Here is a 25,938-nt window from a genome sequence, read left to right on the forward strand (position 1 = left end):
GTGCGGACACCATCTTGGCATCTGTGGCGCGGGCAGCGAGTACCATTATTTGATGATTACTTTTGAGACACCACACTAGATACGATGTATATTATGTTAAATAACTGAACGACAACCATCGAAAAGAATTAGACGCTTGGTGGAGATACGCCGTGTGCCTGCCCGGCATCAACTGCCCCTGATTGGATGCCGGTCTCTAGGGCCAGCGCCGAGCTGACTGCCGGAACTGGCAACGTACCGATCTGCAGGACGCTTCAACGAATGTGTTGGACGGCAAAATTTCTTGTCAGCCGACCCAACACATTAATGTGCGGACTTTTCACAGAGACGCTTCACGATTTCCAGAAGCTTCATGGAATTGAAGGGTTTCACAAGATAGGCATCAGCGCCAGCAGCAAGCCCCGCTTCAATATCTCGGGGCTTACCACGCGCTGTCACCAACACCACCGCAGGCAGTCCCAGAGCAGGATTGGTTTTCAAGAGACGACACAAGTCCAAGCCGTTCATGCCCCCCGGAAGCATGATGTCCAGCACCAGTAGATGCGGACGCACTCGGTGAACCATCTCCAAACCTTCAGACGCATCTGAAGCCTCATAGATTTCATAGCCATCGAACTCCAGCATCATTCGAATCAAATGGCGGAGGTCGGCATGATCTTCGACGATCAGAATGCGTGCGCTCATCGTGTATTTATTTTTTGCCTGCCGAGGAAAAAGAAAAAGCACCTTCATCAAGGTGCGATTCAAGAAGACTTTGCGGTTTTCCTCGATGGGAAGTGACTTGGCAAGAGACCCTGGCGGCACTTCGGCACCCCGCCAAAGCAATCGGCCCAAGGCTCCAAGCGAAGCCTACGCGATCTCACTGATTTCAGGCACACAAAACTGCTGAAACAGCACGCCCATGACGGCCAGGGCCTGGGGGCTGGCGATCTGGTAATAGATGTTTTTGCCCTCACGGCGGGTACTGACCAAGCCTTCTTCGCGCAAGACCCCCAATTGCTGCGACAGCGTAGGCTGACCAATGCCGACCAGCTCCTCCAGCTCCCCTACCCGCTTCTCGCCCTCGGTGAGTTGGCACAGCAAAAGCAAACGGTCGGGGTTGGACAACGCCTTCATCAGCCTGCAAGCCGTATCTGCCGAACGCCGCATGGTTGCCAAGTCCATGGCAGTGGTGCCGTCAACGTCCATTTCCATCGACTCCATATTCAATTTCATTGACTATAGTCTATTGACTGACAATATATAAGTCAACATACTATGTGTCAGTTCATTCAGCCCGATCAATCCCGTCCCGCTACTCATCTTTGAGGAAACATCCATGAAAAATGCCCATGACCTCGTGCAAGACGCCAAGCTGCGCGTGCAGGAGGTGCCGCTGGACCTGGCGGAAAAAGCCATTCAGCAGGCGGACGTTCTGATCGATGTGCGTGAAGCCGAAGAGTACATGGCTGGGCACATTCCGGGTGCTGTGCACATGTCGCGCGGCGTGCTGGAATTCAAACTCAGCGGTACCCCTGCTCTGGCAGCGCGCGACACCCGAATCACGCTGTATTGCAAGACGAGCGGCCGCGCCGCGCTGGCAGCCTGCGCGCTGCAAAGCATGGGCTACTTGAACGTGCAGTCCATTGCTGGCGGATTTGATGCATGGGTGGCTGCCGGCAAGTCGGTAGCGCAGCCAGAGCAGCCATCGTTTGAATAACCCACAGGCCGTCCACGCCACCTAATTTTCCCTTGTCCCAAAGGTGCCTCATGGTGGGGCACCACAACTCTCTGGAGGAACCATGAAATTCAACGTCGGAACCATAGATCGCGTATTGCGGATCGTTGCCGGTCTCGTGCTCATCGCCCTGGCCGCGACCGGCACCGTAGGGTGGTGGGGCTGGCTGGGGGTCATACCTCTTGCCACCGGGCTGTTTAGGTTCTGCCCCGCGTACACCCTGCTGGGCATCAACACCTGCCCACTGAAGAAGTAACCCCAGCGCGGCACTGCCGCGCGCACCGCGAGGAACATGCAATGAGTACTTTTGACCACGCAGGCCTGATCCAGGGCATCAACGAGAGCCTGGCTACTTTCCGCAAGGCCCAGCCTGAGACCATGCGAGGCTTTTCACAACTGGCGCAGGCCTCGATGGCCGAGGGCGAGTTGAGCAGCAAGCACAAGGAATTGATTGCCCTTGCCATCGGCGTCACCCAGCGCTGCTCTGGCTGCATCGGTTTTCACGTCAAGGCACTGCAAAAGCTGGGCGCTACCCGCACCGAGCTGGAAGAGATGCTAGCCGTGTGCGTCTACATGGGCGGCGGCCCAGCACTGATGTACACGGCCGAGGCTTTGAAGGCCTGGGACACCATGGCCGCAGCCGCCGCTTGATTTTCATGCCACCGGGGAGCGACGAATCCTCTCCGGCCTGACGCAGCAAAAGCACGCGGCGCCACAAAGGGCCGCGCGCAAGAAACCTTCATCCCAGCACCCTCCCCCGCGTCCTTATCCCTCGGCTCATGGCCCATCGTGTGCCGACCTCCTCTGGTAACGCCTTTGGCGGATTCCTTCCTCGCCCTGTCCGAAGACTTCCGGCGCATCGCCCAGGAGTTTGCCGACGCAGAACCCGCAAGGCTGTCCGAGGTAGACCGCCTGGCCGCCGATCTGCCCATCGAGCGTATTGAGCTGACATCGCGCGACGAGCCGCTTTGACGCACCCAGCGCGGCCAGCTGCAGTGGCAACGCGCGCCGCGGCAGGGGTGCGCCTCAGGCAGCGAGGGCGTGGTCGCCTTCGGTGATTGTGGTTCGGTGGCCGTTCAGTCCCAGCTTGGCCAGCAACTGCACATCAGCATCCACGTCGGGGTTGCCCGTCACCAGCAGCTTGTCGCCGTAAAAAATCGAGTTGGCTCCGGCCATGAAGCACAGCGCCTGCACTGCCTCGCCCATTTGCTGGCGCCCGGCCGACAGGCGTACGCGCGCCCTTGGCATGGTGATGCGGGCCACCGCAATCACGCGCACAAAGTCAAACGGGTCGATAGGTTCGCTGTCGGCCAGCGGCGTGCCGGGCACGCGCACCAGGCTGTTGATGGGCACAGATTCAGGGTATGGCTGCAGGTTGGCCAGCTGCGCAATCAGGCCCGCACGGTGCACCGGCGCCTCGCCCATGCCCACAATGCCGCCGCAGCACACGCTGATGCCTGCAGCGCGCACGTTCTGCAACGTGTCCAGCCGGTCCTGATAAGCGCGGGTGCTCACCACGTCGGTGTAGTACTCGGGCGCGGTGTCCAGGTTGTGGTTGTAGTAGTCCAGCCCAGCGTCCTTCAATGTCTGTGCCTGGTGCGGCTCGAGCATGCCCAGCGTGGCGCAGGTCTGCAGGCCCAGGCCTTTCACGGCGCCAATCAGGGCGCTGACTTTTTCAATGTCGCGGTCCTTGGGCGCGCGCCAGGCGGCGCCCATGCAAAAGCGGGTGGCGCCTGCGTCCTTGGCGGCCTGGGCGGCGCGCACTACCTCCTCCACTTCCATGAGCTTTTCGGCCTTCACGCCGGTGTCGAACTCGGCCGCCTGCGGGCAGTAGCCGCAGTTTTCAGGGCAGCCACCGGTTTTCACCGACAGCAGTGTGGCCAGTTCAATGTCGCCCGCAGGCCAGTGCTGGCGGTGCACCGTCTGGGCCTCGAAAACCAGCTCCAGCAAAGGCTTGTCGAGCAATTGCTGGATGGCGTCGACAGACCACGGGCCCGCCTGGCGAGCCGGAGGCGACGAGGGGCGGTGGATGTGGACGGTTTGGGACGTCGTGCCGGGGTTCATGCTTGCTCCTTGAATGGTGTTTGTGGAAATCGCCCCTGGGCCTTGGCGGTCACCACGCCATGTGTGGTGCCGGGCCGCTGGGCTTGCAATAGGGCGGATTCTGGTCCAGAAAATTGCACAAATCCAGCCTTCAAGGCCATAAAAACCGTCATAAAAATGGTGCAGCAAAAGACGGCAAATTGAAGAATATTTAGAAGCACTTAGAAAGTTTTTGATGTTTTTTAGACGAACTTGAAAGCATCTGAAAAGTCACTTTTTCTGCCACACGCAACCTGCCCTCATCTGCTGTCTATTGCCGGCAAACTCCCGCGCCAGTCTTCCAAAAATGAGCGCTTTTAACGGCAGACATCTGCGCCATGCAGGCGAAAAAAAGCCAACCTCAAGGGTTGGCTGTTTCGGGGCGTCTGCTCAATCCCCCTGTCTGCCGTTGGGACCCTGTCCCAGGGCGGTGGTTCAGCCCAGCGCCGCAATCACATCGGCAGGTGCCTGCACCAGTTCAATCAGCACGCCCTCCCCCGCAATCGGAAACTCGTCATTGCTCTTGGGGTGCAAAAACGTGATGTCGTAGCCGGCAGCGCCCTTGCGGATGCCACCGGGGGCAAAGCGCACGCCCTTGGCGGTGAGCCATTCCACGGCCTTGGGCAGGTCGTCAATCCACAGGCCAATGTGGTTGAGCGGCGTGGTGTGCACGGCGGGCTTTTTCTCGATGTCCAGCGGTTGCATGATGTCCACCTCCACCTTGAAGGCGCCCTTGCCCATGGCCAGGATGTCTTCATCGACGTTCTCGCGTTCGCTCTGGAAGGTGCCGGTCTGCTCCAGCCCGAGCATGTCCACCCACAGGGTCTTCATGCGTTGCTTGTCGGTGCCGCCAATGGCGACTTGCTGGATGCCCAGGACTTTGAAGGGGCGTTGGTTTGTGCTCATGATTACTCCTGATTTGATAGCTGCCAGCGCTTATCCATCAAGCGCCAGAGGCCAAAAAGACTAAAAGGGGCACAAGGCCCCTCTGGAATGCCTGGCAAACCAAGCGGCAGATCACTGGAATTCCAGGATCACCTGGTCTACCGCCAGCGATTCGCCCTTACCCGCCACGATCTTGCCCACCACGCCATCTTGCGCGGCAAAGAGGATGTTCTCCATCTTCATGGCTTCGATCACGGCCAGCTTTTCGCCCGCCTGCACCTTCTGGCCAGGCTGCACCGCCACATCCACCAGCAGGCCGGGCATGGGCGAGAGCAGGAACTTGGACAGGTCTGGCGGTGCCTTGTAAGGCATCAGCCGGTGCAGGCGCGCGCCCAAGGGCGAGAGCACCATGGCTTCGATCTGCGTGCCGTTGTGCGCGATGCGCAAGGCCAGCGGGTTCTTGCCCGCGCCGCGCTCGACCTGGGCGGTAAAGCCCTGGCCGTTGCAGGCGCCCTGCACGCGGATCTGGCCCAGCGTGGCAGTGCTACTGATTTGATAGCTCTTGCCGCTTACCATGACTGCGCTGGAGCCCGATTTGTCTTCAAAGTCAGACACCGTCACCTCGTGGTGCTGGTTCTGCCCTTCGGCCCCCAAAACCACCACCACGAACTGTTCACCCACCTTCACCTCGTGGCCTGCCAGCTGGCCGCTGATGCCCGAGGCGCGCGCGCGGTAGCGGCGGTTCATGAACGCGGCCAGGGCCACCAGGAACAGCGGGTCGTCGTGCGGCACATCTTCGGCCGCAAAGCCCTTGCCGTAGTGCTCGGCAATGAAGCCTGTGTTGAACTGGCCCGACACAAACTTGGGGTGTGCCAGCAGCGCGGCCTGGAATGGGATGTTGCTGCTGATGCCGCGGATCACAAAGCCGTTGAGCGCCGCGCGCATCTTGGCAATCGCGTCGTTGCGGTCGGTGCCGTGCACGATGAGCTTGGCGATCATCGAGTCGTAGTACATGGGGATCTCGCCACCTTCGTACACGCCCGTGTCCACCCGCACACCCAGCTTTTTGCTGGTGTCGGACTGGAACATGCTTTCCTCCGGCGGCTGGAAGCGCACCAGGCGGCCAGTGGAAGGCAGGAAGTTGCGGAACGGGTCTTCGGCGTTGATGCGGCACTCAATGGCCCAGCCGTCGCGCTTCACGTCGGCTTGCGTCAACGGCAGCTTTTCGCCAGCGGCGACGCGGATCATCAGCTCCACCAGGTCCAGGCCAGTGATGCACTCCGTCACCGGGTGCTCCACCTGCAGGCGGGTGTTCATCTCCAAAAAGTAGAAGTCCTGGTCCTTGCCGACCACAAACTCCACCGTACCTGCAGACTGGTACTTCACCGCCTTGGCCAGCGCCACGGCCTGTTCGCCCATGGCTTTGCGGGTGGCATCGCTGATGAAGGGCGATGGCGCCTCTTCAATCACCTTCTGGTGGCGGCGCTGGATGGAGCACTCGCGCTCGTTCAGGTAAATCACATTGCCATGGCTGTCGCCCAGGATCTGGATCTCGATGTGGCGCGGCTCCTGCACAAACTTCTCGATGAAGATGCGGTCGTCGCCAAAGCTATTGCGGGCTTCGTTCTGGCAGCTGGCAAAGCCTTCAAACGCCTCTTTGTCGTTGTAGGCCACGCGCAGGCCCTTGCCACCGCCGCCCGCGCTGGCCTTGATCATCACGGGGTAGCCAATACCCTTGGCAATTTCCACCGCCTGCTCGGGGCCGGCAATGGCGTCGTTGTAGCCAGGAATGGTGTTGACCTTGGCTTCGTTGGCCAGCTTCTTGGAGGCGATCTTGTCGCCCATGGCCGCAATCGAATGCGCCTTGGGGCCGATGAAGGCGATGCCTTCGTCTTCGCAGCGCTGGGCAAAGGCCTCGTTCTCAGAGAGGAAGCCGTAGCCAGGGTGGATGGCCTGTGCGCCCGTCTGCTTGGCAGCGGCAATGATCTTGTCGGCCAGCAGGTACGACTCGCGCGAAGGCGCGGCGCCGATGTGCACGGCCTCGTCGGCCAGCTTGACGTGGCGCGCTTCCTTGTCGGCGTCGGAGTAAACGGCCACCGTCTTGATGCCCATCTTGCGGGCGGTAGCGATGACCCTACACGCAATCTCGCCACGGTTCGCGATCAGGATTTTTGTAAACATTCTCTTCACTCCTCAGGCGATGGGATGGCGTGTAGCAGCCCGCTGTGCGGTCTGCGGCAGGCAATTTGTCGAAACGTCCGCTGTGCGGCCGTTTTCGCCACGGTTGGCGATCAGGATTTTGGTGAACATGTTTTGTCTCTTTCCAAGGGCTCTTACCCGAAACGTATTGGGTTAGGTGCTGGCACAGCCCAGCGAAGCGGTTGGGGCTAGGCGCCGGGCCGCAGGCAGTAGCAGCGCTACGACAAGGTCCGGTAACGACGCCCCAAGGGCTGTGGCAGTGCCGCTCAAAGGGGAATGTTCCCGTGCTTGCGCCAGGGGTTCTCGATCTTCTTGTTTTGCAGCATCACCAGCGAGCGGCAGATGCGCTTGCGGGTTTCGTGCGGCAGGATCACGTCGTCGATAAAGCCGCGCGCACCGGCCACAAACGGGTTGGCAAAGCGCTGCTTGTATTCCGCCTCGCGGGCAGCCAGCTTCACGGGGTCGTTCTTGTCTTCGCGGAAGATGATTTCCACAGCGCCCTTGGCGCCCATCACCGCAATTTCAGCGTTGGGCCAGGCCAGGTTCACGTCGCCGCGCAGGTGCTTGGAGGCCATCACGTCATACGCGCCGCCGTAGGCCTTGCGGGTGATGACGGTGATCTTCGGCACGGTGCACTCAGCGTATGCGTAGAGCAGCTTGGCGCCGTGCTTGATGATGCCGCCGTACTCTTGAGAAGTACCTGGCATGAAGCCGGGCACGTCCACAAACGTGACCACGGGGATGTTGAACGCATCGCAAAAGCGCACGAAGCGCGCGGCCTTGATGCTCGACTTAATGTCCAGGCAACCGGCCAGCACCAGCGGCTGATTGGCCACGATGCCCACCACCTGGCCTTCCATGCGGGCAAAACCGATGATGATGTTCTTGGCGTACTCGGGCTGCAGCTCGAAGAAGTCCCCGTCGTCCACCGTCTTGAGGATCAGCTCCTTCATGTCGTAGGGCTTGTTGGGGTTGTCGGGCACCAGCGTGTCCAGACTCATGTCCATGCGGTCGGCCGGGTCGTTGCTGGGGCGCACCGGGGCTTTTTCGCGGTTGTTGAGCGGCAGGTAGTTGTACAGGCGGCGCAGCATCATCAGCGCCTCCACGTCGTTCTCAAATGCCATGTCGGCCACACCGCTCTTGGTGGTGTGGGTGATGGCGCCGCCCAGTTCTTCGGCCGTGACTTCTTCGTGCGTCACGGTCTTGACCACTTCGGGGCCGGTCACGAACATGTACGAGCTGTCCTTGACCATGAAGATGAAGTCGGTCATGGCCGGGCTGTATACCGCTCCACCCGCGCAGGGGCCCATGATCATGCTGATCTGCGGGATCACGCCGGACGCCAGCACATTCTTCTGGAACACGTCGGCATAGCCACCCAGGGAAGCCACACCCTCCTGGATGCGCGCGCCGCCCGAGTCGTTCAGGCCGATCACCGGCGCACCGACCTTCATGGCCTGGTCCATGACCTTGCAGATCTTCTCGGCGTGGGTCTCGGACAGCGCGCCGCCGAACACCGTAAAGTCCTGGCTGAACACGAACACCAGGCGGCCGTTGATCATGCCGTAGCCGGTGACCACGCCGTCGCCCGGCACCTTGTTGTCCTGCATGCCAAAGTCCGTGCAGCGGTGCTCCACGAACATGTCCCATTCTTCAAAGGTGCCGTCGTCCAGCAGCAGCTCGATGCGCTCGCGCGCGGTGAGCTTGCCCTTGGCGTGCTGCGCATCAATGCGCTTTTGCCCGCCGCCCAGGCGTGCCAGCGCACGCTTTTTCTCCAGTTGATCCAGGATGTCTTGCATGGTCGTCCTTCGGTGAAATGCTGTCTCGTTGGAATGAATTTGCTATTTATTCGATAGCTACTGGCGCTTGCCCAGATTGCGCCAGCAGCAGATTTCTTGCTGCGGTGGAAGCCGCGATGCGCCCCGCCACCACGTCTTGCTGCAACTGCGGCAGCAGCGCGCGCACCTGCGGGTGCTGGCGGAAGGCGAGCTTGAGGCCCGCCTCAATCCGTTCCCACATCCAGGCCAGAGCCTGCTTTTCGCGGCGCTGGGCGAGGCGGCCGTTAGCGGTTTGCAGCCTTTGGTATTCGCTCACTGCGGCCCAGAATCCATCCACGCCCTGCCCCAGCAGCGCACTGATCTGCACCACCTTGGGGTGCCACTGAGCTTCGTTGTGGTGGGCGTTTTCGGGGTTGCCGTGCTGGCCCAGCAGCCGCAGGCTGGAGGTGATCTGCGCCTCGGCCCGGGTGGCGGCGTTCTTGTCGATGTCAGCCTTGTTGATGACCACCAGATCGGCAATTTCCATCACGCCCTTTTTGATGGCCTGCAGGTCGTCGCCCGCATTGGGCAGCTGCATGAGGACAAACATGTCCGTCATGCCCGCCACCGCAGTCTCGGACTGGCCCACGCCCACGGTTTCGATGATGACCACGTCGTAGCCAGCGGCCTCGCACACCAGTAATGCCTCGCGCGTCTTCTCGGCCACGCCGCCCAGCGTGCCGCTGCTGGGGCTGGGGCGGATGTAGGCCTTTTCATGCACCGACAGGTGTTCCATGCGCGTCTTGTCGCCCAGGATGGAGCCGCCCGAGACGGTGCTGGACGGGTCGATGGTGAGCACGGCCACGCGGTGGCCCTGGCCGATCAGGTACAGGCCCAGGGCTTCGATGAAGGTGGATTTGCCCACGCCGGGTACGCCGCTGATGCCGAGGCGGAAGGCCTTGCCGGTGTGCGGGAGCAGCTGGGTCAGCAGCTCGTCGGCCTGGGAGCGGTGGTCCGCCCGCGTTGATTCGAGCAGCGTGATGGCTTTGGACATGGCCCTTCGTTGCACCGCCGCTGTGCCCTGCACCACCCCGTCAAGAAGCGCCGCAGGTGTCACGCCACCGCCTTGCGAATCTGCTCCAGCACATCCTTGGCGCTGGCCGGGATGGGCGTGCCGGGGCCGTAGACGCCCTTGACGCCCGACTCGTACAAGAAGTCATAGTCCTGCGCAGGGATCACGCCGCCCACGAACACGATGATTTCATGAGCGCCCTGCTTCTTCAGCTCGGCAATGATGGCGGGCACCAGCGTCTTGTGGCCAGCGGCCAGGGTGCTCACGCCCACGGCGTGCACGTCGTTTTCAATCGCCTGGCGGGCGCATTCCTCGGGGGTCTGGAACAGCGGGCCCATGTCCACATCAAAGCCCAGGTCTGCAAAGGCGGTGGCCACCACCTTGGCTCCGCGGTCGTGCCCGTCCTGGCCCAGCTTGGCAATCATGACCCGGGGGCGGCGGCCCTGGTCTTCAGCGAAAGCGTTGATTTCGGTCTTGAGTTTTTCCCAGCCTTCGGCTGAGTCATAGGCAGCTGCGTACACACCGGTCACCTTTTGCGTATCTGCGCGGTGGCGCCCGAAAACCTTTTCCAGCGCATCAGACACCTCGCCCACCGTGGCGCGCAGGCGCACGGCCTGGATGGACAGCTCGAGCAGGTTGCCCTCGCCGGACTCTGCTGCAGAAGTGAGAGCATCCAGCGCTTGCTGCACCTTGGCTGCATCGCGTTTTGCCTTGATTTCTTGCAGGCGGGCAATCTGGCCGTCGCGCACCTTCACGTTGTCGATTTCGAGGATATCGACCTTGTCTTCCTTGGCCAGCTTGTACTTGTTGACGCCGACGATCACGTCCTTGCCACTGTCGATGCGCGCCTGCTTTTCGGCGGCGGCGGCTTCGATCTTGAGCTTGGCCCAGCCGCTGTCCACGGCCTGGGTCATGCCACCCATGGCTTCGACCTCTTCGATGATCTTCCAGGCAGCATCCGCCATGTCCTGCGTCAGCTTCTCCATCATGTAGCTGCCAGCCCAGGGGTCGATCACGTTGGTGATGTGTGTCTCTTCCTGGATGATGAGCTGCGTGTTGCGCGCAATGCGGGCGCTGAACTCGGTGGGCAGTGCAATGGCTTCATCCAGCGCATTGGTGTGCAGCGATTGCGTGCCACCAAACACGGCTGCCATGGCCTCGATGGTGGTGCGCACCACGTTGTTGTAGGGGTCTTGCTCAGTCAGAGACCAGCCCGAGGTCTGACAGTGCGTGCGCAGCATCAGGCTCTTGGGGTTCTTGGCGTTGAAGCCCTTCATGATGCGGCACCACAAGAGGCGCGCGGCGCGCATCTTGGCCACTTCCAGATAGAAGTTCATGCCGATGGCCCAGAAGAAGGACAGGCGACCAGCAAAGTCGTCCACGTCCATGCCCTTGGCAATAGCGGTCTTCACATATTCCTTGCCGTCGGCCAGGGTGAAGGCCAGCTCCAGTGCTTGGTTGGCCCCGGCTTCCTGCATGTGGTAGCCCGAAATCGAGATCGAGTTGAACTTCGGCATGTTCTTGGCCGTGTACTCGATGATGTCGCCAATGATCTTCATCGACGGCTTGGGCGGGTAGATGTAGGTGTTGCGCACCATGAACTCTTTCAGAATGTCGTTCTGAATGGTTCCGCTGAGCTTGTCTTGCGACACGCCCTGCTCTTCTGCCGCCACCACGTAGCCCGCCAGCACGGGCAGCACCGCGCCGTTCATGGTCATCGAGACCGACACCTTGTCGAGCGGAATCTCGTTGAAGAGGATCTTCATGTCCTCCACCGAGTCAATCGCTACACCGGCTTTGCCCACATCGCCCGTCACGCGGGGGTGGTCAGAGTCATAGCCACGGTGGGTAGCCAGGTCAAACGCGACCGACACGCCCTGCCCGCCCGCAGCCAGGGCCTTGCGGTAGAAGGCGTTGGATTCTTCGGCGGTCGAAAAGCCTGCGTACTGGCGAATCGTCCAGGGGCGCACTGCATACATGGTGGCCTGCGGGCCGCGCAGGAAGGGCTCGAAACCGGGCAGCGTGTCGGCGTAAGGCAGGTCTTTGGTGTCTGCCGCGGTGTAGAGCGGTTTGACGGTGATGCCATCGGGAGTGACCCAGTTCAGCGCATTGACATCGCCACCGGGGGCCGATTTGGCCGCTGCCTTGGCCCAGGCCTCTAGCGAGGCAGGTGCGAACTCGGGGGCGTTGTTCTGGGGGGTGTCACTCATGGCGAAGGCTTCTCCGAAGATGGCGTTGGGGGTCGTCGCACGCGACGCTCGGCTGTTACCGATGTGGCGGCAAGTTTACATCATTCATAATTATTCATTCAAAATATTCCGCGCAGCTTACAATCCGACCCATGTCAGCCATCACCCTCACGCCCAAAGCCCTGTACGAAGAAGTTGCCGAGCAATTGCGCCAGCGCATCTTCCGCCGCGAGCTAGAGCCCGGCAGCTGGATCGATGAACTCAAGATTGCGGAAGAATTCGGCATCAGCCGCACGCCGCTGCGCGAAGCACTGAAGGTGCTGGCCGCCGAGGGCCTCGTCACGATGAAGGTGCGACGTGGCGCCTATGTGACGGAGATGAGCGAAAAAGACCTGCGCGACGTGTACCACCTGCTCAGCCTGCTGGAGAGCGACGCCGCAGGCGTGGTGGCCGAGCGCGCCACGCCCGAGCAGCAGCAAACCCTGCGCGATTTGCACGCCGAGCTGGAATCGGCTGCTGGCAACCGGGAAGCCTTCTTCTCAGTGAACGAGCGTTTTCACATGGCCTTGCTCGACATGGCCGACAACCGCTGGCGCAGCCAGATGGTGGCTGACCTGCGCAAGGTAATGAAGCTCAACCGCCACAACTCGCTGTTCAAGCAAGGGCGGATTGAAGATTCGCTGAGCGAGCACCGCGCCATTCTGGACGCCATGCTCGCCCGCGACCCCGAAGGCACGCGGCGCGCCATGCAGGCGCACTTCGCGCAGGGGCTGCAAGCCGCCACCTAGAAACCTGTTCCAAGTGGCGGAGGCACACCGCCGCGTTAAGCCACCACCGCCACAGCGCCCCCAGCGTAGGCCACGCCAAAACGGTTGTCCAAAAAGTCGGCCAGCGGCACGGCTTCCTGCCCCACAAACCCTTTTTGCGGCAAACGGCCCTGGGCCACCAGGTCCAGCGCCGTGCAAATGCCTGCCGCCGTGGTGAGCTGGATGGCGCTGAGCGTATGGCCCGCCACCGGCGCGCCCACGATGCGTGCTGAATACGAATGCTGCACCAGCCGCCCGCCGCGCAGCCCGGATGCGCTGGCAAACACCACGATCACGTCCTGGTCGGTGGTGGGAATGGCGGTTTCCAGCAGGTCTTTGAGCAAGTCGCGCCGGTCGCGCAGGCGCAGGTCATTCAGCAGCAGTTTCAAGATGGCGCAGTGGCCGGGGTAGCGAATGGACTGGTAATCCACCTGCCGGGCCTTGCCCGCCAGCGTTTCGGTGAGTGTGCCCAGCCCGCCCGAAGTATTGAAAGCCTCGTACTCGACCCCATCCAGCGCAAAGGTTTCCAACCCTTCCAGCGCAGGCACCGGGGTGCGCACGCCGTCCACAATGGCTTCGCAGGGGTTGCAGTACTCGTTGATCAGCCCTTCAGTGTTCCAAGTCAGGTTGTAGCGCAGGGCGCCCTGAGGGTAGCGCGGCAAGGCACCCACGCGCATGCGCAGCGTGTCAAAGCGCGAAGCCAGATCTTGCCCCACGATGCCGATGAACCCAGGGGCCAGCCCGCACTGGGGCATCAGCACACTTTGCGCCGCACCACCCGCCCTGCCCTCCACCGCCAGGCGGCGGATGGCGTGGGTGCTTTGCACGTCTTCCGTCAAGTCAAAGTAATGCACGCCTGCCTGCACGCACATCGTGGCCACCGCCACCGCGCGGTGGTACGGCAGGGCGTTGAGGACAGCAAAGCGGCCCTGCACCGCCGCTTGCAGGCTGGGCTCGTCTGACAGCAACTGGGTGTGCACACCCAGGGCTGCGGCCTCGGCCAGGCGCGACGGGTCCCGGTCGGCCACCGTCAGGCGGTAACCGCCGGCCTGCTTGAGCAGCAAGGCAATGGCAAAGCCGATGTGGCCTGCGCCGAGAATGGTGACAGCCAGGTCGGCAGAGGCGTGGGCGGGGTGTCGGGTGGTCATGTGAAGTCTCCTTGTAGGTATGGCAGGCACGGTGTCGATTCGGTGCCGCCATCGTAGGCAAGGGCTCTGTCAATGTGTAGTGAGTAAATCGTCGAAAGCAGAGCTAATATCTGCCGAACCGTCGAATGCCTGCATCGATACGACCAAACCAGCCTTCTGCGCCCTGCCATGAAAACCTCTCTGGACGAGATTGACCGCCAATTGCTCAGCCTGCTGCAGACCAATGCCCGCGAGGGCACAGCCCTGCTGGCGCGCAAGCTGGGCCTGGCGCGCACCACGGTGGTGGCCCGCATTGCGCGGCTGGAACGGTCGGGCGTGGTGGCGGGTTACGGGGTGCGCCTGGGCGCGCGGCTGGACGCCAGTACCGTGCGCGCCTGGTGCAGCCTGAGCGTCATGCCCAAGGCAGGCCCCGCCGTGCTGCGGGCGCTGGGCGCGATGCCCGAGGTGGAAGAAGTGTCGGCCGTGAGCGGGCCGTTCGACTACCTGGTGTTCTTGCGTTGCACCAGCCATGAGCAGCTAGACCGCCTGCTCGATCAGGTAGGCCAGCTCGAAGGGGTGCACCAGACCCAGACCAGCATCGTGCTCAGCCGCAAAATCGACCGGCGCAGTGTGGACGGGTAAGACGGCGTGCGAACAATTTGCTCCTGAAAAAGGAGCTGCCTGCGCTTATCTTTCGGGCGTTAGAGCCTGTTTTGATGCCAAACCGACTCACACCTCGAACTGTGTCGGGTTCTTGCCGCGAATGGGTGCGTAGAAAGCCTTGATGGCAGCCATGTCCAGCTCCTGGTCGCCAGTGGGCTCAAACACCGGCCCGAGGCCCCCCACCTTGCGGCCGTAATCGACAAACGCCAGCACGATGGGCACACCCGCCTGCTGGGCAATGAAATAAAAGCCCGTTTTCCAGCGCTTGGTTTTGCCGCGCGTGCCCTCGGGCGGCACGATCAGCTGCATGGGCCCGGTGGCCAGGCGCATGGCCTCTGCCGACGAGGCCACCAGGTTGTTGGCCTGCTCACGTTTCACCGGAATGCCCCCCAGCCAGCGCATCACCGGCCCCAGCGGGCCTTTGAACAGGCTGTGCTTGCCCATCCAGTAGACGCGCAGGCGCAGCACAAAGGCCAGCATCAGCGTGTATGGCAAATCCCAGTTGCTGGTGTGGGGCGCGGCAATCAGCACGCTCTTGGTTGCCTTGTCGGGCAACTGGCCCTCCACCGTCCACCCCGTCAGGCGCAAAGTGATTCGCGAAAACGCGCGCAGGAAGGTGTTGACCACCCGTGTGTCAAAAATGGTGCGGTGCATGGGAAGGGGCGAGGAAGACGCCAGAACAGGGGGCGGCGAGAAAAGCAACAGAAACGTTTCGCTACATTTTGCCCAAAAAATCAAGAAACCTCGGCAAGAAATGCAAAAAATGAACCCTGCACATGTTCGCTATCAAATCGAGCTCGGCCCATCGCCCCAGGCCGCGCGGTGGGCAAGCCCGCTACACGACGCGTTCAGGGCGCCAATGGGATAATCCCACCCCCGCAAGGCCGCAGGCCCATGCCAGCCGCTTGCCCCGCCCACCCTTTTCCTTACCCTACAACCCGTGCCCTCCCCCACAAGCCCCTGGCGTATGTCCATCGCCCCGATGATGGACTGGACTGATAGGCATTGCCGCTACTTTCACCGCCTGCTGACACGGCACACCCTGCTGTACACCGAAATGGTGAACGCAGGCGCCATCATCCATGGGGGCACAGAGCGCCACCTGCGCTTCAATGCCGAAGAGCACCCTGTGGCCTTGCAGCTGGGCGGCAGCGAGCCCGCCAACCTGGCCCAGGCCGCACGGCTGGGCGCCCAGTGGGGCTATGACGAAATCAACCTGAACTGCGGCTGCCCCAGTGACCGCGTGCAGCGCGGAGCCTTTGGCGCCAGCCTGATGAAGGCGCCCCAACTGGTAGCCGACTGCGTGAAAGCCATGCGCGATGTGGTGGATGTGCCCGTGACGGTGAAGCACCGCATTGGCATCGACAAGGAAGAAAGCTACAGCTTTGTGCGCGACTTTGTGGGCACGGTGGCAGATGCGGGGTGCACCGTGTTCATCGTGCACGCGCGCAATGCCTGGCTGCAGGGCCTGAGCCCGAAGGAAAACCGCGACATTCCGCCCCTGCGCTACGAGGTGGTGCGCCAGCTGAAGGCCGACTTTCCGCAGTTCACTTTCGCCATCAACGGCGGCTTCACCACCGACGAGGCGGTGCAGGAACAGTTGCAGCACCTGGACGGCGTGATGGTGGGCCGCGAGGCGTACCACAACCCCTGGTGGCTGGCACGCTGGGACGCGCTCTACTACGGCGAACAAGGTGGGGAGCCCTGCCCCCTGACACGTGAAGAGGTGGAACTGGCGATGGTGGAGTACATGGAGCGCGAAGCCGCCCAGTACGGCACGCCCTGGGCGCACATTGCGCGCCACATGCTGGGCCTGCGCCACAGCCTGGCAGGTGCGCGCATCTGGCGGCAGGTGTGGAGCAACCACCTGCTCAAAGACCGCCCCGCCCGCGAGGTGTACCACCTGGCGCAGCAGGCCGTGGCCGAGTCGCTGGCCAATCACCAGGAACATTGAGGCGCCAAGCGCTGGTCGGCAGGAGTCACTTCCACCGACCGCGCTGGTCCGCCGATCCGCCGATCCGCAAACGCCTGGGCCTTTGAGGCCAATCACTTCAAAAAGCATAGCTGCTGGCGCTTGCGGGGTGGGCGCTGCAGCCTGATTTGCCTTTGATTTCATCTGCGCAAACGATGCTGACGGGTTGGGTGATTTTTCACCTGAATTGAAGCCCAATCGGCATCCAGGCCAAACGCCATCAGCGGGAGCAGCTATTGATTCAATAGCAAATCAATCCACCCTCGCCTTGCGGTAGCGAACCCCAGTGGTGGCCGGGGCAAGCCATAGGGTTCACGCAGACAGTGCCGTGAATCGCCTGCAACACGCCAGCCGGGTGACCCGTATCCTGGGCTTGCACCAGACGAAACTCAAAAAAGCTCGGCCGTGCCCTGCAGGGTGAGCCAGCCTTCATGGTCATTGCTCCAGAGGCGCACAGATTTCCCATCGGCCGATGGCGCGCCATTCAAGCCAAACGGGTGCAGGTCAAACGTGGGCCGCACGGCTTTGAAGTGAAAACTCTTTACGCGGGCGCTGGGGCACTGGCGGCGCAGCAGGTCAATGAGCAGCGTGGCAATCAGCGGCCCATGGACGATGAGGCCTGGATAGCCCTCGACTTCCGTGACGTAGCGCCGGTCGTAGTGGATGCGATGGCCATTGAAGGTGAGCGCGGAATAGCGGAACAGCAGCACATCGTCAGGCGTGATGCTGCGGCACCAGGGCGCGCCAGTTTCTGCAGCGATCGGCGCTGGCACTGGGTCACCCGGCTGGGGAGCAGCGCGGTAGACGATGTCGTGCTCTTCGGTCAGCGCAAGGCCCTTGGCATTGGAAATCTCGTGCTTGACCAGCACAAACACCAAATCACCCGTCCGGCCCGCCTTGTGCGTGATGGATTCGATGCGCGAGGTGCGCTGTACCGCATCGCCCACCAAGAGGGGGTTGTGCTCTTCCCACCTCAAACGCCCGCCAGCCCACATGCGGCGCGGCAGAGGCACCGGGGGCAGAAAGCCGCCGCGCGCCGGGTGGCCGTCGGGCCCCAGACCGCTTTGGCGCACCTGGGGCAAAAAATAGAGCCAGTGCCACAACGGCGGCAGCGCAGTGCCGGGCACAGGAGCGGGATCTTCCCGGTCCAGCGTGGCCGACAGGCCGCTGACGGGGGCACTGGTGATGGTGTCGTGCAGGGTTTCGGCCCTGCCCTGCCAGGTTTGCAGATGGCTCAGCAAGGCGGCGTCAACGGTGCGGAGTTCTTCGGTCATGGGCGGCGCTGTCCGGCAAGTGGTCGCAATGGTTAATACAGGGTGCTGCCAAAGGCTGGGCCTTGTGCACCGACAAGACAAAACAGGCTCAACGAGGCCCAGCGGCAGCAATTTGCGCGCTCAACCATCCCTGCAGCGGTTGCGGGCGGCTGTAAAGATAGCCCTGCAGGCATTCGCAATGGTTCTGGATGAGGAAATCTGCCTGGGCCTGTGTCTCCACCCCTTCGGCCACCACGCGCAGCTTGAGGTGGTTGGCCACCGCCAGGATGGACTGCACGATGGCCGTGTCGCTCGGGTCGTCCGGCGCGTCCTGCACAAAGCTCTTGTCGATTTTCAGCTCGTACAGCGGCAGGCGTTTGAGATAGGCCAGGCTGGAATAGCCGGTGCCAAAGTCATCAATGGAGAAGCGCACGCCCAGGTGCACCAGCTCGGTCATGCGGGCGATGGTGTCGGAGAGGTTTTCAATCAGCAGGCTCTCGGTCACCTCCAGAATCAGCAACTCTGCCTTCGCTCCAGTGGCCGAGAGCACGTTGCGGATGCGCTCCACGAAATCTTCTTGCCGGAACTGGCGCTCGCTCACGTTGACGGAGATGGTGTATTCCAGCCCCTGCGCCTGCAGCTGGGCCAAGGCCTCGCAGGCCTGGCCAATCATCCAGTCGCCCATGCGCAGGATGAGGCCCGAGGCTTCGGCCACCGGGATGAAGCGGCTGGGCGGCACATTGCCACGCTCGGGGTGGTTCCAGCGCATCAGCAACTCGCCGCCCACCACTGCGCCGCGCGCATCCACTTGCGACTGCACGAACACGGCCAGCTGGCCTTCGGCGCTGGCTTTTTTCAGATCCTGCTCCAGCGCCAGGCGCTCCTGCACAGCGGCCATGGCTGCTTCATAGAAGCGAATGCGGTTGCGTCCCATGTCCTTGGCGCGGTACATGGCGGTGTCGGCCTCGCGCAGCAGGTCTTCGGCCCCTTCCTGTTGCTTGGGGAACAGAGTGATGCCGATGCTGCAGGTGTTGCTGTAGTGGTGGTTCTGGATGTTGTAGGGCACATCCAGCGCGGTGCGGATGGCTTCAGCCGCCAGCAGCGCAGTGCGCCCTGCACTCTCCATCTCCAGCCCCAGCTGGCCAATCAGCATCACAAATTCATCGCCCCCCAGCCGGGCCACCGTGTCCCCTGGGCGCTGCAAATCCAGCAGGCGCTGCGCGACCTGCTTGAGCATGGCGTCGCCCACGGCATGGCCGCGTGCGTCGTTGATTTGCTTGAAGTTGTCCAGATCCACAAACAGCAAGGCGCCGATTTGCCCCGACTTGCGGGCACCGGCCACCGCTTGCTCTGTGCGGTCGAGCAGCATGCGGCGGTTGGGCAACTGCGTGAGCGCGTCGAAATACGCCAGATGGTGCGAGCGCGCCTCGGCCTGCTTGCGCTCGGTGATGTCCCGCGACAGCGCGATGAAGCGCTGGATCGACTCGCTCGGCCCGGACTTTCTGGCAATCGAGAGTTCAAACCAGTACGGACGCCCCTGCAGGCTCAACGCGAACTGGTGCCCTGCTGAATACCCTGTGGCGCTGGCCGCCTGCAGCGTGGCGCGGCAGCCCGCAACGGCTTCCGGCGCCACGATGTCTTGCAGCCGCTGGCCCACAAAACTGTCTGCCACCTCGGCCAGCAAAGCCTGGTGGCCGCTACGGCAGTGAAGAATGCGGCCTTCCTCGTCGATTTCCATCAACAGATCGGGAATGGCGTTGAGGGTGCTGGCCAGTTCGTCGCGCGTACCGCGCAGCTCGGCCGTCATGCGGTAAGCAAGGGCTTCAGCCCGGGTGCGGCCAGTGGCCAGCAACCACGCAAACCAGCCCAGTACGATGCTGAGCACCACGCCAAACAACGCAGAGATATGGTGCGTTTCGTACTCGTAGCGGTCTTCAAAGGCTGGCAGTGGCCTCATGCGCAGCGTCCAGGTGCGGCCACCAAACTGCACTTGGCGAAACAGCTGGCGTGGAGTGTTGACGGACTGCACCCGCGGGTCGGCAAAAAGCTGCTGCAGGCCTTCAGGGGCCGAGCCGTCGATCACATCCAGGGCAATGTCAGGTTCAAATTCGCGCGAGAGCCCGGCGATGACATCGGCCATGTAAAACGGGGCCGACACCCAGCCGCGCAAAGCGTTGCGGCGCTGCTCGGCGCTTTCCGGCGCAGCACCCTTGGCATAGATAGGCAGGTACATCACCAGTCCCTTGGGTGCGGCAGAAGTGTCTTGCTCCAGGGCCAGCATTCCCGATACTGCCAGCACACCTGTGTCGGCAGCACGCTCCAGGGCATCTCGGGCCGTTGGGATGGCGTAGGCATCCAGCCCCAGCGCACGCTGGTTGTCAGCATCCAGGGGTTCAATGTGCGTCACGGCCGCATACAGGGGCCGCACCCCGGGTGGGCGGACGGTGTAGTCAGAAAAGCCGCGCTGGCGCATGTCCTGGATGTGCGCGGGCAGCTCTTCCTGCGATAACTTGAGAATCAGTGAAATGCCCCGCAGGCCCGGCCGTACCTCTTGCAGCTGCAAAGAGCGCACGTAGGTCTGAAACTCCTCGCGGTCAATGCGCTCGGAGCCTTCGAAGTACCCCCGCAAACCGCGCAGTACCAGCTCGTACGACGCCATGCGGTCTGCCAGGTTGTAGGCCATGCGATCTGCAGCCACCCGCAGGTCAATTTCGCGCCGCTCGCTGCTCGCCCGTTCTTCACTGCGCCAGTGGGCGAACGTGAGGCTGAGCATCACCAGCGACAGAACGGGCGCCAACAGCCATCCCCACCGGCGCTGTAACAGTCCGGCAGATGCTGGCGGTGCGGAAGGAACGTCAGGGACAGACATCGTGCATTCAGGGCGTGCCCACCCCACGGGTGGCACACGAGCGAGGGCCATTATCAACGGGGGAAACGGTGTGCGACATGCTTTTTAACGATTTTCAAGCCCCGTGACGGCGCCCGCACAACACCTTTTTCTGCGCCTGACACCTGGGGTGTGGTGGACAATCCACGCCTGGTACCGCCCCCTCGGGCGGCAAATCCCCAGCTGCACTACCCTGTAAACACCCATGGCCCAGATCCCCCTGGAGCTGGAAGAAACCCAGTTCCGCCACTTCTACGCCGACCACCTTACGCAACTGCAAGCCGCGTGCGCGCGGGTCGTGAGCACGGTTCGGGCACTGGTCGAGGCTGCGCCGGGGCTGGAGATCTCCAAGGTCGAGGGCCGCGTCAAGGACGTGGAAGAGTGCATTCGCAAATTCCGCCGCAAATACCGCGCAGCCCTGGAAGAGCGCAACACGCCCTACGAGATCCAGCACTGGATCACGGACCTGATCGGTGTGCGCGTGGTCTGCCTGTACGAAGACGAAATCGAGAAGGTGGCCCACCTCCTGCAATCTCACTTTGATGTGATTGAAGTGACCGACAAGGTGGCAGCCGTTGAGTCCACCGAAGCGGAATTTGGCTACAAAGGCCTGCACCTGGACCTGCGCTGGAACAATGTGCAACGGGCGACGCCCGAACACGCAGCAGAAGCCCCATGGCCTTTTGAGCTGCAGATCCGCACCATCATCCAGGATTCGTGGAGCGTGCTGGACCACAAGATCAAGTACAAGAAATCCATTCCCGGGCAGCTCAAACGCCGTATCAATGTGCTGTCTGCCCTGTTCGAGCTGGCTGACCGGGAGTTTTTGCAGATTCGCGACGCCACCGCTGCCGAGCTGCTCAAGGCCCCGGACGAAACCGCCGAGCCCGCACCAGAAACGCAGACCGATCCGCTGGAGCCCACCAAATCCCCCAGCCTGGGCAGCGAGCTCAACGCGTTCACCTTCCTCAAGATTGCCAACCACTTTTTCAAGGACTTCGAGTTCGAGCCTTCCAAGGTAGACAGCTTTGTGGCCGACATCCACCAGTGGCAGCCGGGCATGACACGCGCCCAGCTCAATGAGCTGTTGCGCCACACGATTGGCACGGTCAAGAAGTACAAGCTGCACTTCGAGGAACAAAACCCTGACGCGTCCTTCAACCCCTTCACCGTGATTCGGCATTGCCTGTACCTGGGGGACAAAAAGCTGTTCCGTACCGCGCTGCGCAACGTGGCCCGCCAGGCCTTTGAAGCCTGGCTGGCAGAAAATCAGGTTTGATGGGCTTCTGACTGCAATGCCGAAGCGCCTTTGCGGACCTGGCAGAAAATAGAGTAAAAATCAGCTCTAGCGCCCTTTCAGAAAGCGCCAGCAGCTATTCTATTGATAGCAAATCAGTTGTTTTCAAAGGCTTTGAGATGTCAAAGCCAGTGCCGTCGAACGCACCCAACCTGTCTCCAAGGCGACTGCAGATTGGTGGTTCTACTCCATTCTTTTGTTACGGAGTACTGCTATATTGCACTGCAACATAACGGAGTTTCGCCCCATGCTCTACCAGATTTACGAAACCCAGCGCTCCTTGATGGAGCCTTTTGCTGACTTCGCGCAAGCCGCGTCCAAATTGTTCAGCAACCCCCTGTCGCCATTCAACCAGATCCCGATGGCACAGCGTATTTCTGCGGGGTACGACCTGCTGTACCGGCTGGGCAAGGACTACGAAAAGCCCACCTTTGACATCCCCAGTGTGGAAGTGGACGGCGTGGGCGTGGCCATCCATGAACGGGTGGAGCTGGACAAGCCCTTTTGCGAATTGCGCCGTTTCAAACGATTTTCCGACGATCCCGCCACGCTGACCAAGATCAAGAACCAGCCAGTGGTGCTGGTGGTGGCACCGCTTTCCGGGCACTACGCCACGTTGCTGCGCGACACCGTGCGCACCATGCTCAAGGACCACAAGGTCTACATCACCGACTGGAAAAACGCCCGCCTGGTGCCGCTGTCCGAAGGTGAGTTCCACCTGGATGACTACATCAACTACGTGCAGGAGTTCATTCGCTACCTGCAGGGCGTGTACGGCAACTGCCACGTCATCAGCGTGTGCCAGCCCACAGTGCCAGTGCTGGCGGCGGTGTCGTTGATGGCCAGCCGTGGTGAAACCACCCCGCTGACCATGACCATGATGGGTGGCCCCATTGACGCGCGCAGATCGCCCACGGCCGTGAACAACCTGGCCATGAACCGCAGCTTTGAGTGGTTTGAAAACAATGTGATCTACCGCGTGCCAGACAACTTCCCCGGCGCTGGCCGGCGTGTGTACCCAGGCTTTCTGCAGCACACGGGCTTTGTGGCAATGAACCCTGACCGGCACGCCACCAGCCACTATGACTATTTCAAGAACCTGATCAAGGGCGACGACGCCAGCGCCGAAGCCCACCGCAAGTTCTACGACGAGTACAACGCGGTGCTCGACATGGACGCCGACTACTACCTGGAAACCATCAAGACGGTGTTCCAGGAATACAAGCTGGTGCACGGCACCTGGGATGTGCGCTCGCCCGAAGGCAAGATCGAGCGCGTGCGTCCCCAGGACATCACCACCACGGCGCTGTTCACCGTGGAAGGTGAACTGGACGATATTTCAGGCTCGGGCCAAACCAAGGCCGCCCACGACCTGTGCACCGGCATTGTGAGCAAGGAACAGCGCCACCTGGAAGCCAAGGGTGCCGGGCACTACGGCATCTTCAGTGGCCGCCGCTGGCGCGAACTGGTGTACCCGCAGGTGAAGGCCTTCATTCTGGAACACCAGGCAGGCTTGAAACCGGCAGCTGCTGGTAAATCGGGCGCTGCTGCCGAGGTGGCTCCATCGGATACAGACGCCATGGCTGCGGCCAACGTGTCAGCCAGCCCCGCGCAGCGCCCGCGCCGATCCTCGGCGCGCAAGGCTTGAGCCCTGACGTGCCCGCCACAGCGGGCACCCCGATGAGCGATTTGGCGCGCAGGATCGACGCAGCCCTACCGCAAACGCAGTGCACCCGCTGCGGCTACCCTGATTGCGCGGCCTACGCGCGCGCTGTCGCGGCTGGCGAAGCAGGCATCAACCAGTGCCCCCCAGGCGGCGCTGAAGGCGTCGCGCGGCTGTCGGTCATCACCGGCCTGCCCGTGGTGGCGCTCAACCCAGAACACGGCGTCGAGTCACCGCGCGCCGGGGCGTTCATTGATGAAAACTGGTGCATAGGCTGCACGTTGTGCATCAAGGCCTGCCCCACCGATGCCATCGTGGGCGCCAACAAGCTGATGCACACGGTGATGGAATCACACTGCACCGGCTGCGAGTTGTGCGTGCCGGTGTGCCCCGTCGACTGCATTCAGCTGGAGAACGCCACAGGCTCGCGCACTGGCTGGGCCGCCTGGAGTGCAGAGCAAGCCGACGAAGCCAGACGACGTTATGCCGCCCGAACCCTGCGGCGGGAGCGCACGGCCCCAGAAGCAGACGAAGATGTAGCAACGCTCTGCGACCCGGAACCTGCCAGCGCAACACAAGAGCCGGCCGCTTCTGCACCGGCGACAGACGCTGCGGAGGCCCGCCGCGCCGCCATCGCCGCCGCCATGGAGCGCGCCAGACAATTGCGGGCGCGAAGCTAAGCCTTCCAAGCCCGCAACGCAAGCCCAGCGGTTGGGCTGACGGGCGCTTGGGGCTTGTGCGTGCAGAGCCTTGCCTAGTACCTCTCAGCGCGCAGCAAGCGTCTTGTAGACGCCGCAACCCACATATCCCGCATCCACCTGGCTCACAAAAGACATCTTGGTTTGCACCACGCCGGTAGAAGGGTTGGTGATGTCATATTCCACCCAGCCAGGCCCATGCTGCGCCTGCGCCACGATGTCGTGCACCAGTTGATCGCCTGCGATTCCCGGAATGTCCTGCACACGGGTGCCCACCTTGGAGGGGTTGCCACCAAATGCCAGGTAGCGACCGGTTTCGTCGAGTACGAACACGTACATATCTCGGTCATGAAAACCGCCCGCCTTGTCGGTAATGCGACCCAAAAACTGTTCTCGGGATGTGGAGCGGTGCAACTCAACCGCCTTGCGCACCAGGGCCACAGCTTCTTCCGCGGTGCCCTGTTGCAACCGGAATGCGGCCACCGCGCGGTTCAACGTGCTGGCTCGCTGCTCAAGAGCTTCGGCCTGCTGCACGGCCAGCCCCACCATCTGGGCGTTGTCCTGTGTGATCTGGTCAAGCTGCTGCACCGCGCCGCTGATTTCTTTGAGGCCCGTGCTCTGCTCGTTGCTGGAACTGGCGATCTCGCTCATGCTGGCGGCCACGCTGTGGATGCCTCCGGCCATCGCCGAAATGCCATCGCCTGCAGAGCGGATCAGGCTGGCACTGGATTCAACCTGCCCCACGGACGTCTGGATCAGATCGCGAATCTCGCGGGCCGCCTCGCCAGAGCGCTGCGCCAGCATGCGAACCTCGGATGCCACCACGGCAAACCCCCGGCCTTGCTCACCCGCCCGGGCTGCCTCGACTGCGGCATTGAGCGCCAGGATATTGGTTTGAAAGGCGATGCCATCGATCACGCCAATGATTTCGCTCATGCGCCGCGCGCCTTGCTGAATGGCTTCCACCGACTGCACCGCACGGGCCATGGCCTGCGCGCCGGTGTCCGCTGCCTGCCGCACTTGTGCGGCTTTCTGGTCTGCACTCAAGGCTGTGTGGGCATTGTTTTGCACGGTGGACGAAAGCTCTTCCACGCTGGCGGCCGTCTCCTCCAGGTTGGCTGCCTGCTGCTCAGTCCGGTCGGCCAACGCCCGATTGCCATGCGCCAGGCTCTGGCCGGCATGGGCCACCAGGGCTGCGTTGCTGCGAATGTCAGCCACCATGGCAGAGAGCTTGTAGACCATCTGGTCCAGCGAACGGGCCATCTCGGCCATTTCGTCATGCCCCTGCAGGCTGGCGTGCACGGTCAGATCACCCTGCGTGGTTTGCTGCATCGACCGCGCCACCAAAGCCATGTCGTGCGACAGAGTCAACCACAACACCAGCTGCACATACAGCATCAGAACGCAAGCCACCGCAGTGAGCCACCAGGGCGCCGCCATCACGGCAAGCACCACGGCCACCAGCGACTGGGCAGCGCACCAGCCGAGTTTTCCGGGCAGCTTGAGCCGCCTCATCAGCCATGCCCCCGGCCGCAAAGGTGAAAACGCCACCATGTCTCTTGTCTCCTGTTTCTATTTGTATCTAACCCATGCTAGGGGCCGGCTCTTACGCTGCGTTGACGACAGGCTGACATTCAGGGTAACCACCCAGTCGAAAGCGTCGGTTGCACC

At 62.2% G+C, this 25,938-nt stretch carries 24 protein-coding genes; 10 read left to right on the forward strand and 14 right to left on the reverse strand.

From position 1 onward, the window contains the following. Positions 1 to 303 precede the first annotated feature (303 nt). A complete protein-coding gene (locus IHV84_RS02160; protein WP_370541163.1) occupies positions 304 to 747 on the reverse strand; it encodes a response regulator transcription factor in 444 nt (147 codons plus the stop codon). A gap of 102 nt (positions 748 to 849) precedes the next feature. After that, positions 850 to 1,215: a helix-turn-helix transcriptional regulator gene (locus tag IHV84_RS02165; protein ID WP_233099658.1), complete on the reverse strand. Its 366-nt coding sequence runs from the start codon at positions 1,213 to 1,215 to the stop codon at positions 850 to 852. A 103-nt stretch (positions 1,216 to 1,318) separates the two neighbouring features. Between IHV84_RS02165 and IHV84_RS02170 the strand changes: the two genes are divergently transcribed. The 4 genes from IHV84_RS02170 (at position 1,319) to IHV84_RS02185 (ending at position 2,689) form a co-directional block, all read left to right on the forward strand. After that, positions 1,319 to 1,699: a rhodanese-like domain-containing protein gene (locus IHV84_RS02170; protein ID WP_198845623.1), complete on the forward strand. Its 381-nt coding sequence runs from the start codon at positions 1,319 to 1,321 to the stop codon at positions 1,697 to 1,699. Between the two features lie 82 nt (positions 1,700 to 1,781). After that, positions 1,782 to 1,973: a DUF2892 domain-containing protein gene (locus IHV84_RS02175; protein WP_044394699.1), complete on the forward strand. Its 192-nt coding sequence runs from the start codon at positions 1,782 to 1,784 to the stop codon at positions 1,971 to 1,973. 41 nt (positions 1,974 to 2,014) lie between these two features. Then, positions 2,015 to 2,368, forward strand: a complete 354-nt coding sequence (locus IHV84_RS02180) for a carboxymuconolactone decarboxylase family protein (RefSeq protein WP_198845624.1) — start codon at positions 2,015 to 2,017, stop codon at positions 2,366 to 2,368. Between the two features lie 165 nt (positions 2,369 to 2,533). Continuing rightward, on the forward strand, positions 2,534 to 2,689 hold the full coding sequence (locus IHV84_RS02185) for a hypothetical protein (RefSeq protein ID WP_233099659.1): 156 nt from the start codon (positions 2,534 to 2,536) through the stop codon (positions 2,687 to 2,689). Between the two features lie 54 nt (positions 2,690 to 2,743). Here the strand turns inward: IHV84_RS02185 and bioB are convergent, their stop codons facing one another. The 7 genes from bioB to scpA all read right to left on the reverse strand — a co-directional run bounded on the left by bioB (position 2,744) and on the right by scpA (position 11,922). After that, a complete protein-coding gene (gene bioB / locus IHV84_RS02190; RefSeq protein ID WP_198845625.1) occupies positions 2,744 to 3,781 on the reverse strand; it encodes a biotin synthase BioB in 1,038 nt (345 codons plus the stop codon). Next, complete coding sequence (locus tag IHV84_RS02195; protein ID WP_198845626.1) at positions 3,778 to 3,981, reverse strand: hypothetical protein; 204 nt, start codon at positions 3,979 to 3,981, stop codon at positions 3,778 to 3,780. The genes bioB and IHV84_RS02195 overlap by 4 nt, the downstream gene beginning before the upstream one ends. A 253-nt stretch (positions 3,982 to 4,234) precedes the next feature. Continuing rightward, positions 4,235 to 4,705 carry a VOC family protein gene (locus IHV84_RS02200; RefSeq protein ID WP_198845627.1) on the reverse strand — a complete coding sequence of 157 codons (471 nt, stop codon included), beginning with the start codon at positions 4,703 to 4,705 and terminating at the stop codon, positions 4,235 to 4,237. A 111-nt stretch (positions 4,706 to 4,816) separates the two neighbouring features. Next, positions 4,817 to 6,865, reverse strand: coding sequence for an acetyl/propionyl/methylcrotonyl-CoA carboxylase subunit alpha (locus tag IHV84_RS02205; RefSeq protein ID WP_198845628.1), 2,049 nt, complete (start codon positions 6,863 to 6,865; stop codon positions 4,817 to 4,819). Between the two features lie 284 nt (positions 6,866 to 7,149). Next, the gene (locus IHV84_RS02210) at positions 7,150 to 8,682 is read right to left on the reverse strand and encodes an acyl-CoA carboxylase subunit beta (RefSeq protein WP_198845629.1); all 1,533 of its coding nucleotides are present in this window, start codon (positions 8,680 to 8,682) and stop codon (positions 7,150 to 7,152) included. A 46-nt stretch (positions 8,683 to 8,728) separates the two neighbouring features. Beyond that, the gene (gene meaB / locus IHV84_RS02215; protein WP_198845630.1) at positions 8,729 to 9,757 is read right to left on the reverse strand and encodes a methylmalonyl Co-A mutase-associated GTPase MeaB; all 1,029 of its coding nucleotides are present in this window, start codon (positions 9,755 to 9,757) and stop codon (positions 8,729 to 8,731) included. Beyond that, positions 9,754 to 11,922, reverse strand: a complete 2,169-nt coding sequence (gene scpA, locus IHV84_RS02220) for a methylmalonyl-CoA mutase (RefSeq protein ID WP_198845631.1) — start codon at positions 11,920 to 11,922, stop codon at positions 9,754 to 9,756. The genes meaB and scpA overlap by 4 nt, the downstream gene beginning before the upstream one ends. Before the next feature lie 131 nt (positions 11,923 to 12,053). Here scpA and IHV84_RS02225 point away from each other — a divergent pair, with 131 nt between their 5' ends. Further along, positions 12,054 to 12,689, forward strand: a complete 636-nt coding sequence (locus tag IHV84_RS02225) for a GntR family transcriptional regulator (protein ID WP_198845632.1) — start codon at positions 12,054 to 12,056, stop codon at positions 12,687 to 12,689. A gap of 35 nt (positions 12,690 to 12,724) precedes the next feature. Here the strand turns inward: IHV84_RS02225 and IHV84_RS02230 are convergent, their stop codons facing one another. Next, positions 12,725 to 13,855 carry a saccharopine dehydrogenase family protein gene (locus IHV84_RS02230; protein ID WP_198845633.1) on the reverse strand — a complete coding sequence of 377 codons (1,131 nt, stop codon included), beginning with the start codon at positions 13,853 to 13,855 and terminating at the stop codon, positions 12,725 to 12,727. A 168-nt stretch (positions 13,856 to 14,023) separates the two neighbouring features. On the opposite strand from IHV84_RS02230, the gene IHV84_RS02235 reads away from it, so the two are divergent. Further along, positions 14,024 to 14,476, forward strand: a complete 453-nt coding sequence (locus IHV84_RS02235) for an Lrp/AsnC family transcriptional regulator (RefSeq protein ID WP_198845634.1) — start codon at positions 14,024 to 14,026, stop codon at positions 14,474 to 14,476. Between the two features lie 87 nt (positions 14,477 to 14,563). Here the strand turns inward: IHV84_RS02235 and IHV84_RS02240 are convergent, their stop codons facing one another. Beyond that, on the reverse strand, positions 14,564 to 15,151 hold the full coding sequence (locus IHV84_RS02240) for a lysophospholipid acyltransferase family protein (protein ID WP_198845635.1): 588 nt from the start codon (positions 15,149 to 15,151) through the stop codon (positions 14,564 to 14,566). Positions 15,152 to 15,479: 328 nt separating this feature from the next. Here IHV84_RS02240 and dusA point away from each other — a divergent pair, with 328 nt between their 5' ends. After that, complete coding sequence (gene dusA, locus IHV84_RS02245; protein WP_233099668.1) at positions 15,480 to 16,451, forward strand: tRNA dihydrouridine(20/20a) synthase DusA; 972 nt, start codon at positions 15,480 to 15,482, stop codon at positions 16,449 to 16,451. A gap of 407 nt (positions 16,452 to 16,858) precedes the next feature. On the opposite strand, the gene IHV84_RS02250 is transcribed toward dusA, so the two are convergent. Next, the gene (locus IHV84_RS02250) at positions 16,859 to 17,743 is read right to left on the reverse strand and encodes a MaoC family dehydratase N-terminal domain-containing protein (RefSeq protein ID WP_198845636.1); all 885 of its coding nucleotides are present in this window, start codon (positions 17,741 to 17,743) and stop codon (positions 16,859 to 16,861) included. Positions 17,744 to 17,831: 88 nt separating this feature from the next. Then, entirely contained in the window at positions 17,832 to 20,591 is a 2,760-nt protein-coding gene (locus tag IHV84_RS02255; protein ID WP_198845637.1) for an EAL domain-containing protein, read from the reverse strand. 223 nt (positions 20,592 to 20,814) lie between these two features. Between IHV84_RS02255 and IHV84_RS02260 the strand changes: the two genes are divergently transcribed. The 3 genes from IHV84_RS02260 to rsxB all read left to right on the forward strand — a co-directional run bounded on the left by IHV84_RS02260 (position 20,815) and on the right by rsxB (position 24,249). Next, a complete protein-coding gene (locus tag IHV84_RS02260; protein ID WP_198845638.1) occupies positions 20,815 to 21,888 on the forward strand; it encodes a GTP pyrophosphokinase family protein in 1,074 nt (357 codons plus the stop codon). A gap of 265 nt (positions 21,889 to 22,153) precedes the next feature. Further along, entirely contained in the window at positions 22,154 to 23,554 is a 1,401-nt protein-coding gene (locus tag IHV84_RS02265; protein WP_198845639.1) for a polyhydroxyalkanoate depolymerase, read from the forward strand. Positions 23,555 to 23,586: 32 nt separating this feature from the next. Then, positions 23,587 to 24,249: an electron transport complex subunit RsxB gene (rsxB, locus tag IHV84_RS02270; protein WP_198845766.1), complete on the forward strand. Its 663-nt coding sequence runs from the start codon at positions 23,587 to 23,589 to the stop codon at positions 24,247 to 24,249. Positions 24,250 to 24,333: 84 nt separating this feature from the next. Here rsxB and IHV84_RS02275 read toward each other — a convergent pair whose 3' ends face one another. Continuing rightward, the gene (locus IHV84_RS02275; protein ID WP_198845640.1) at positions 24,334 to 25,821 is read right to left on the reverse strand and encodes a methyl-accepting chemotaxis protein; all 1,488 of its coding nucleotides are present in this window, start codon (positions 25,819 to 25,821) and stop codon (positions 24,334 to 24,336) included. Positions 25,822 to 25,938 lie beyond the last annotated feature (117 nt).

Source organism: Acidovorax sp. IB03, assembly GCF_016406015.1.
Lineage (GTDB): Bacteria > Pseudomonadota > Gammaproteobacteria > Burkholderiales > Burkholderiaceae_C > Acidovorax > Acidovorax temperans.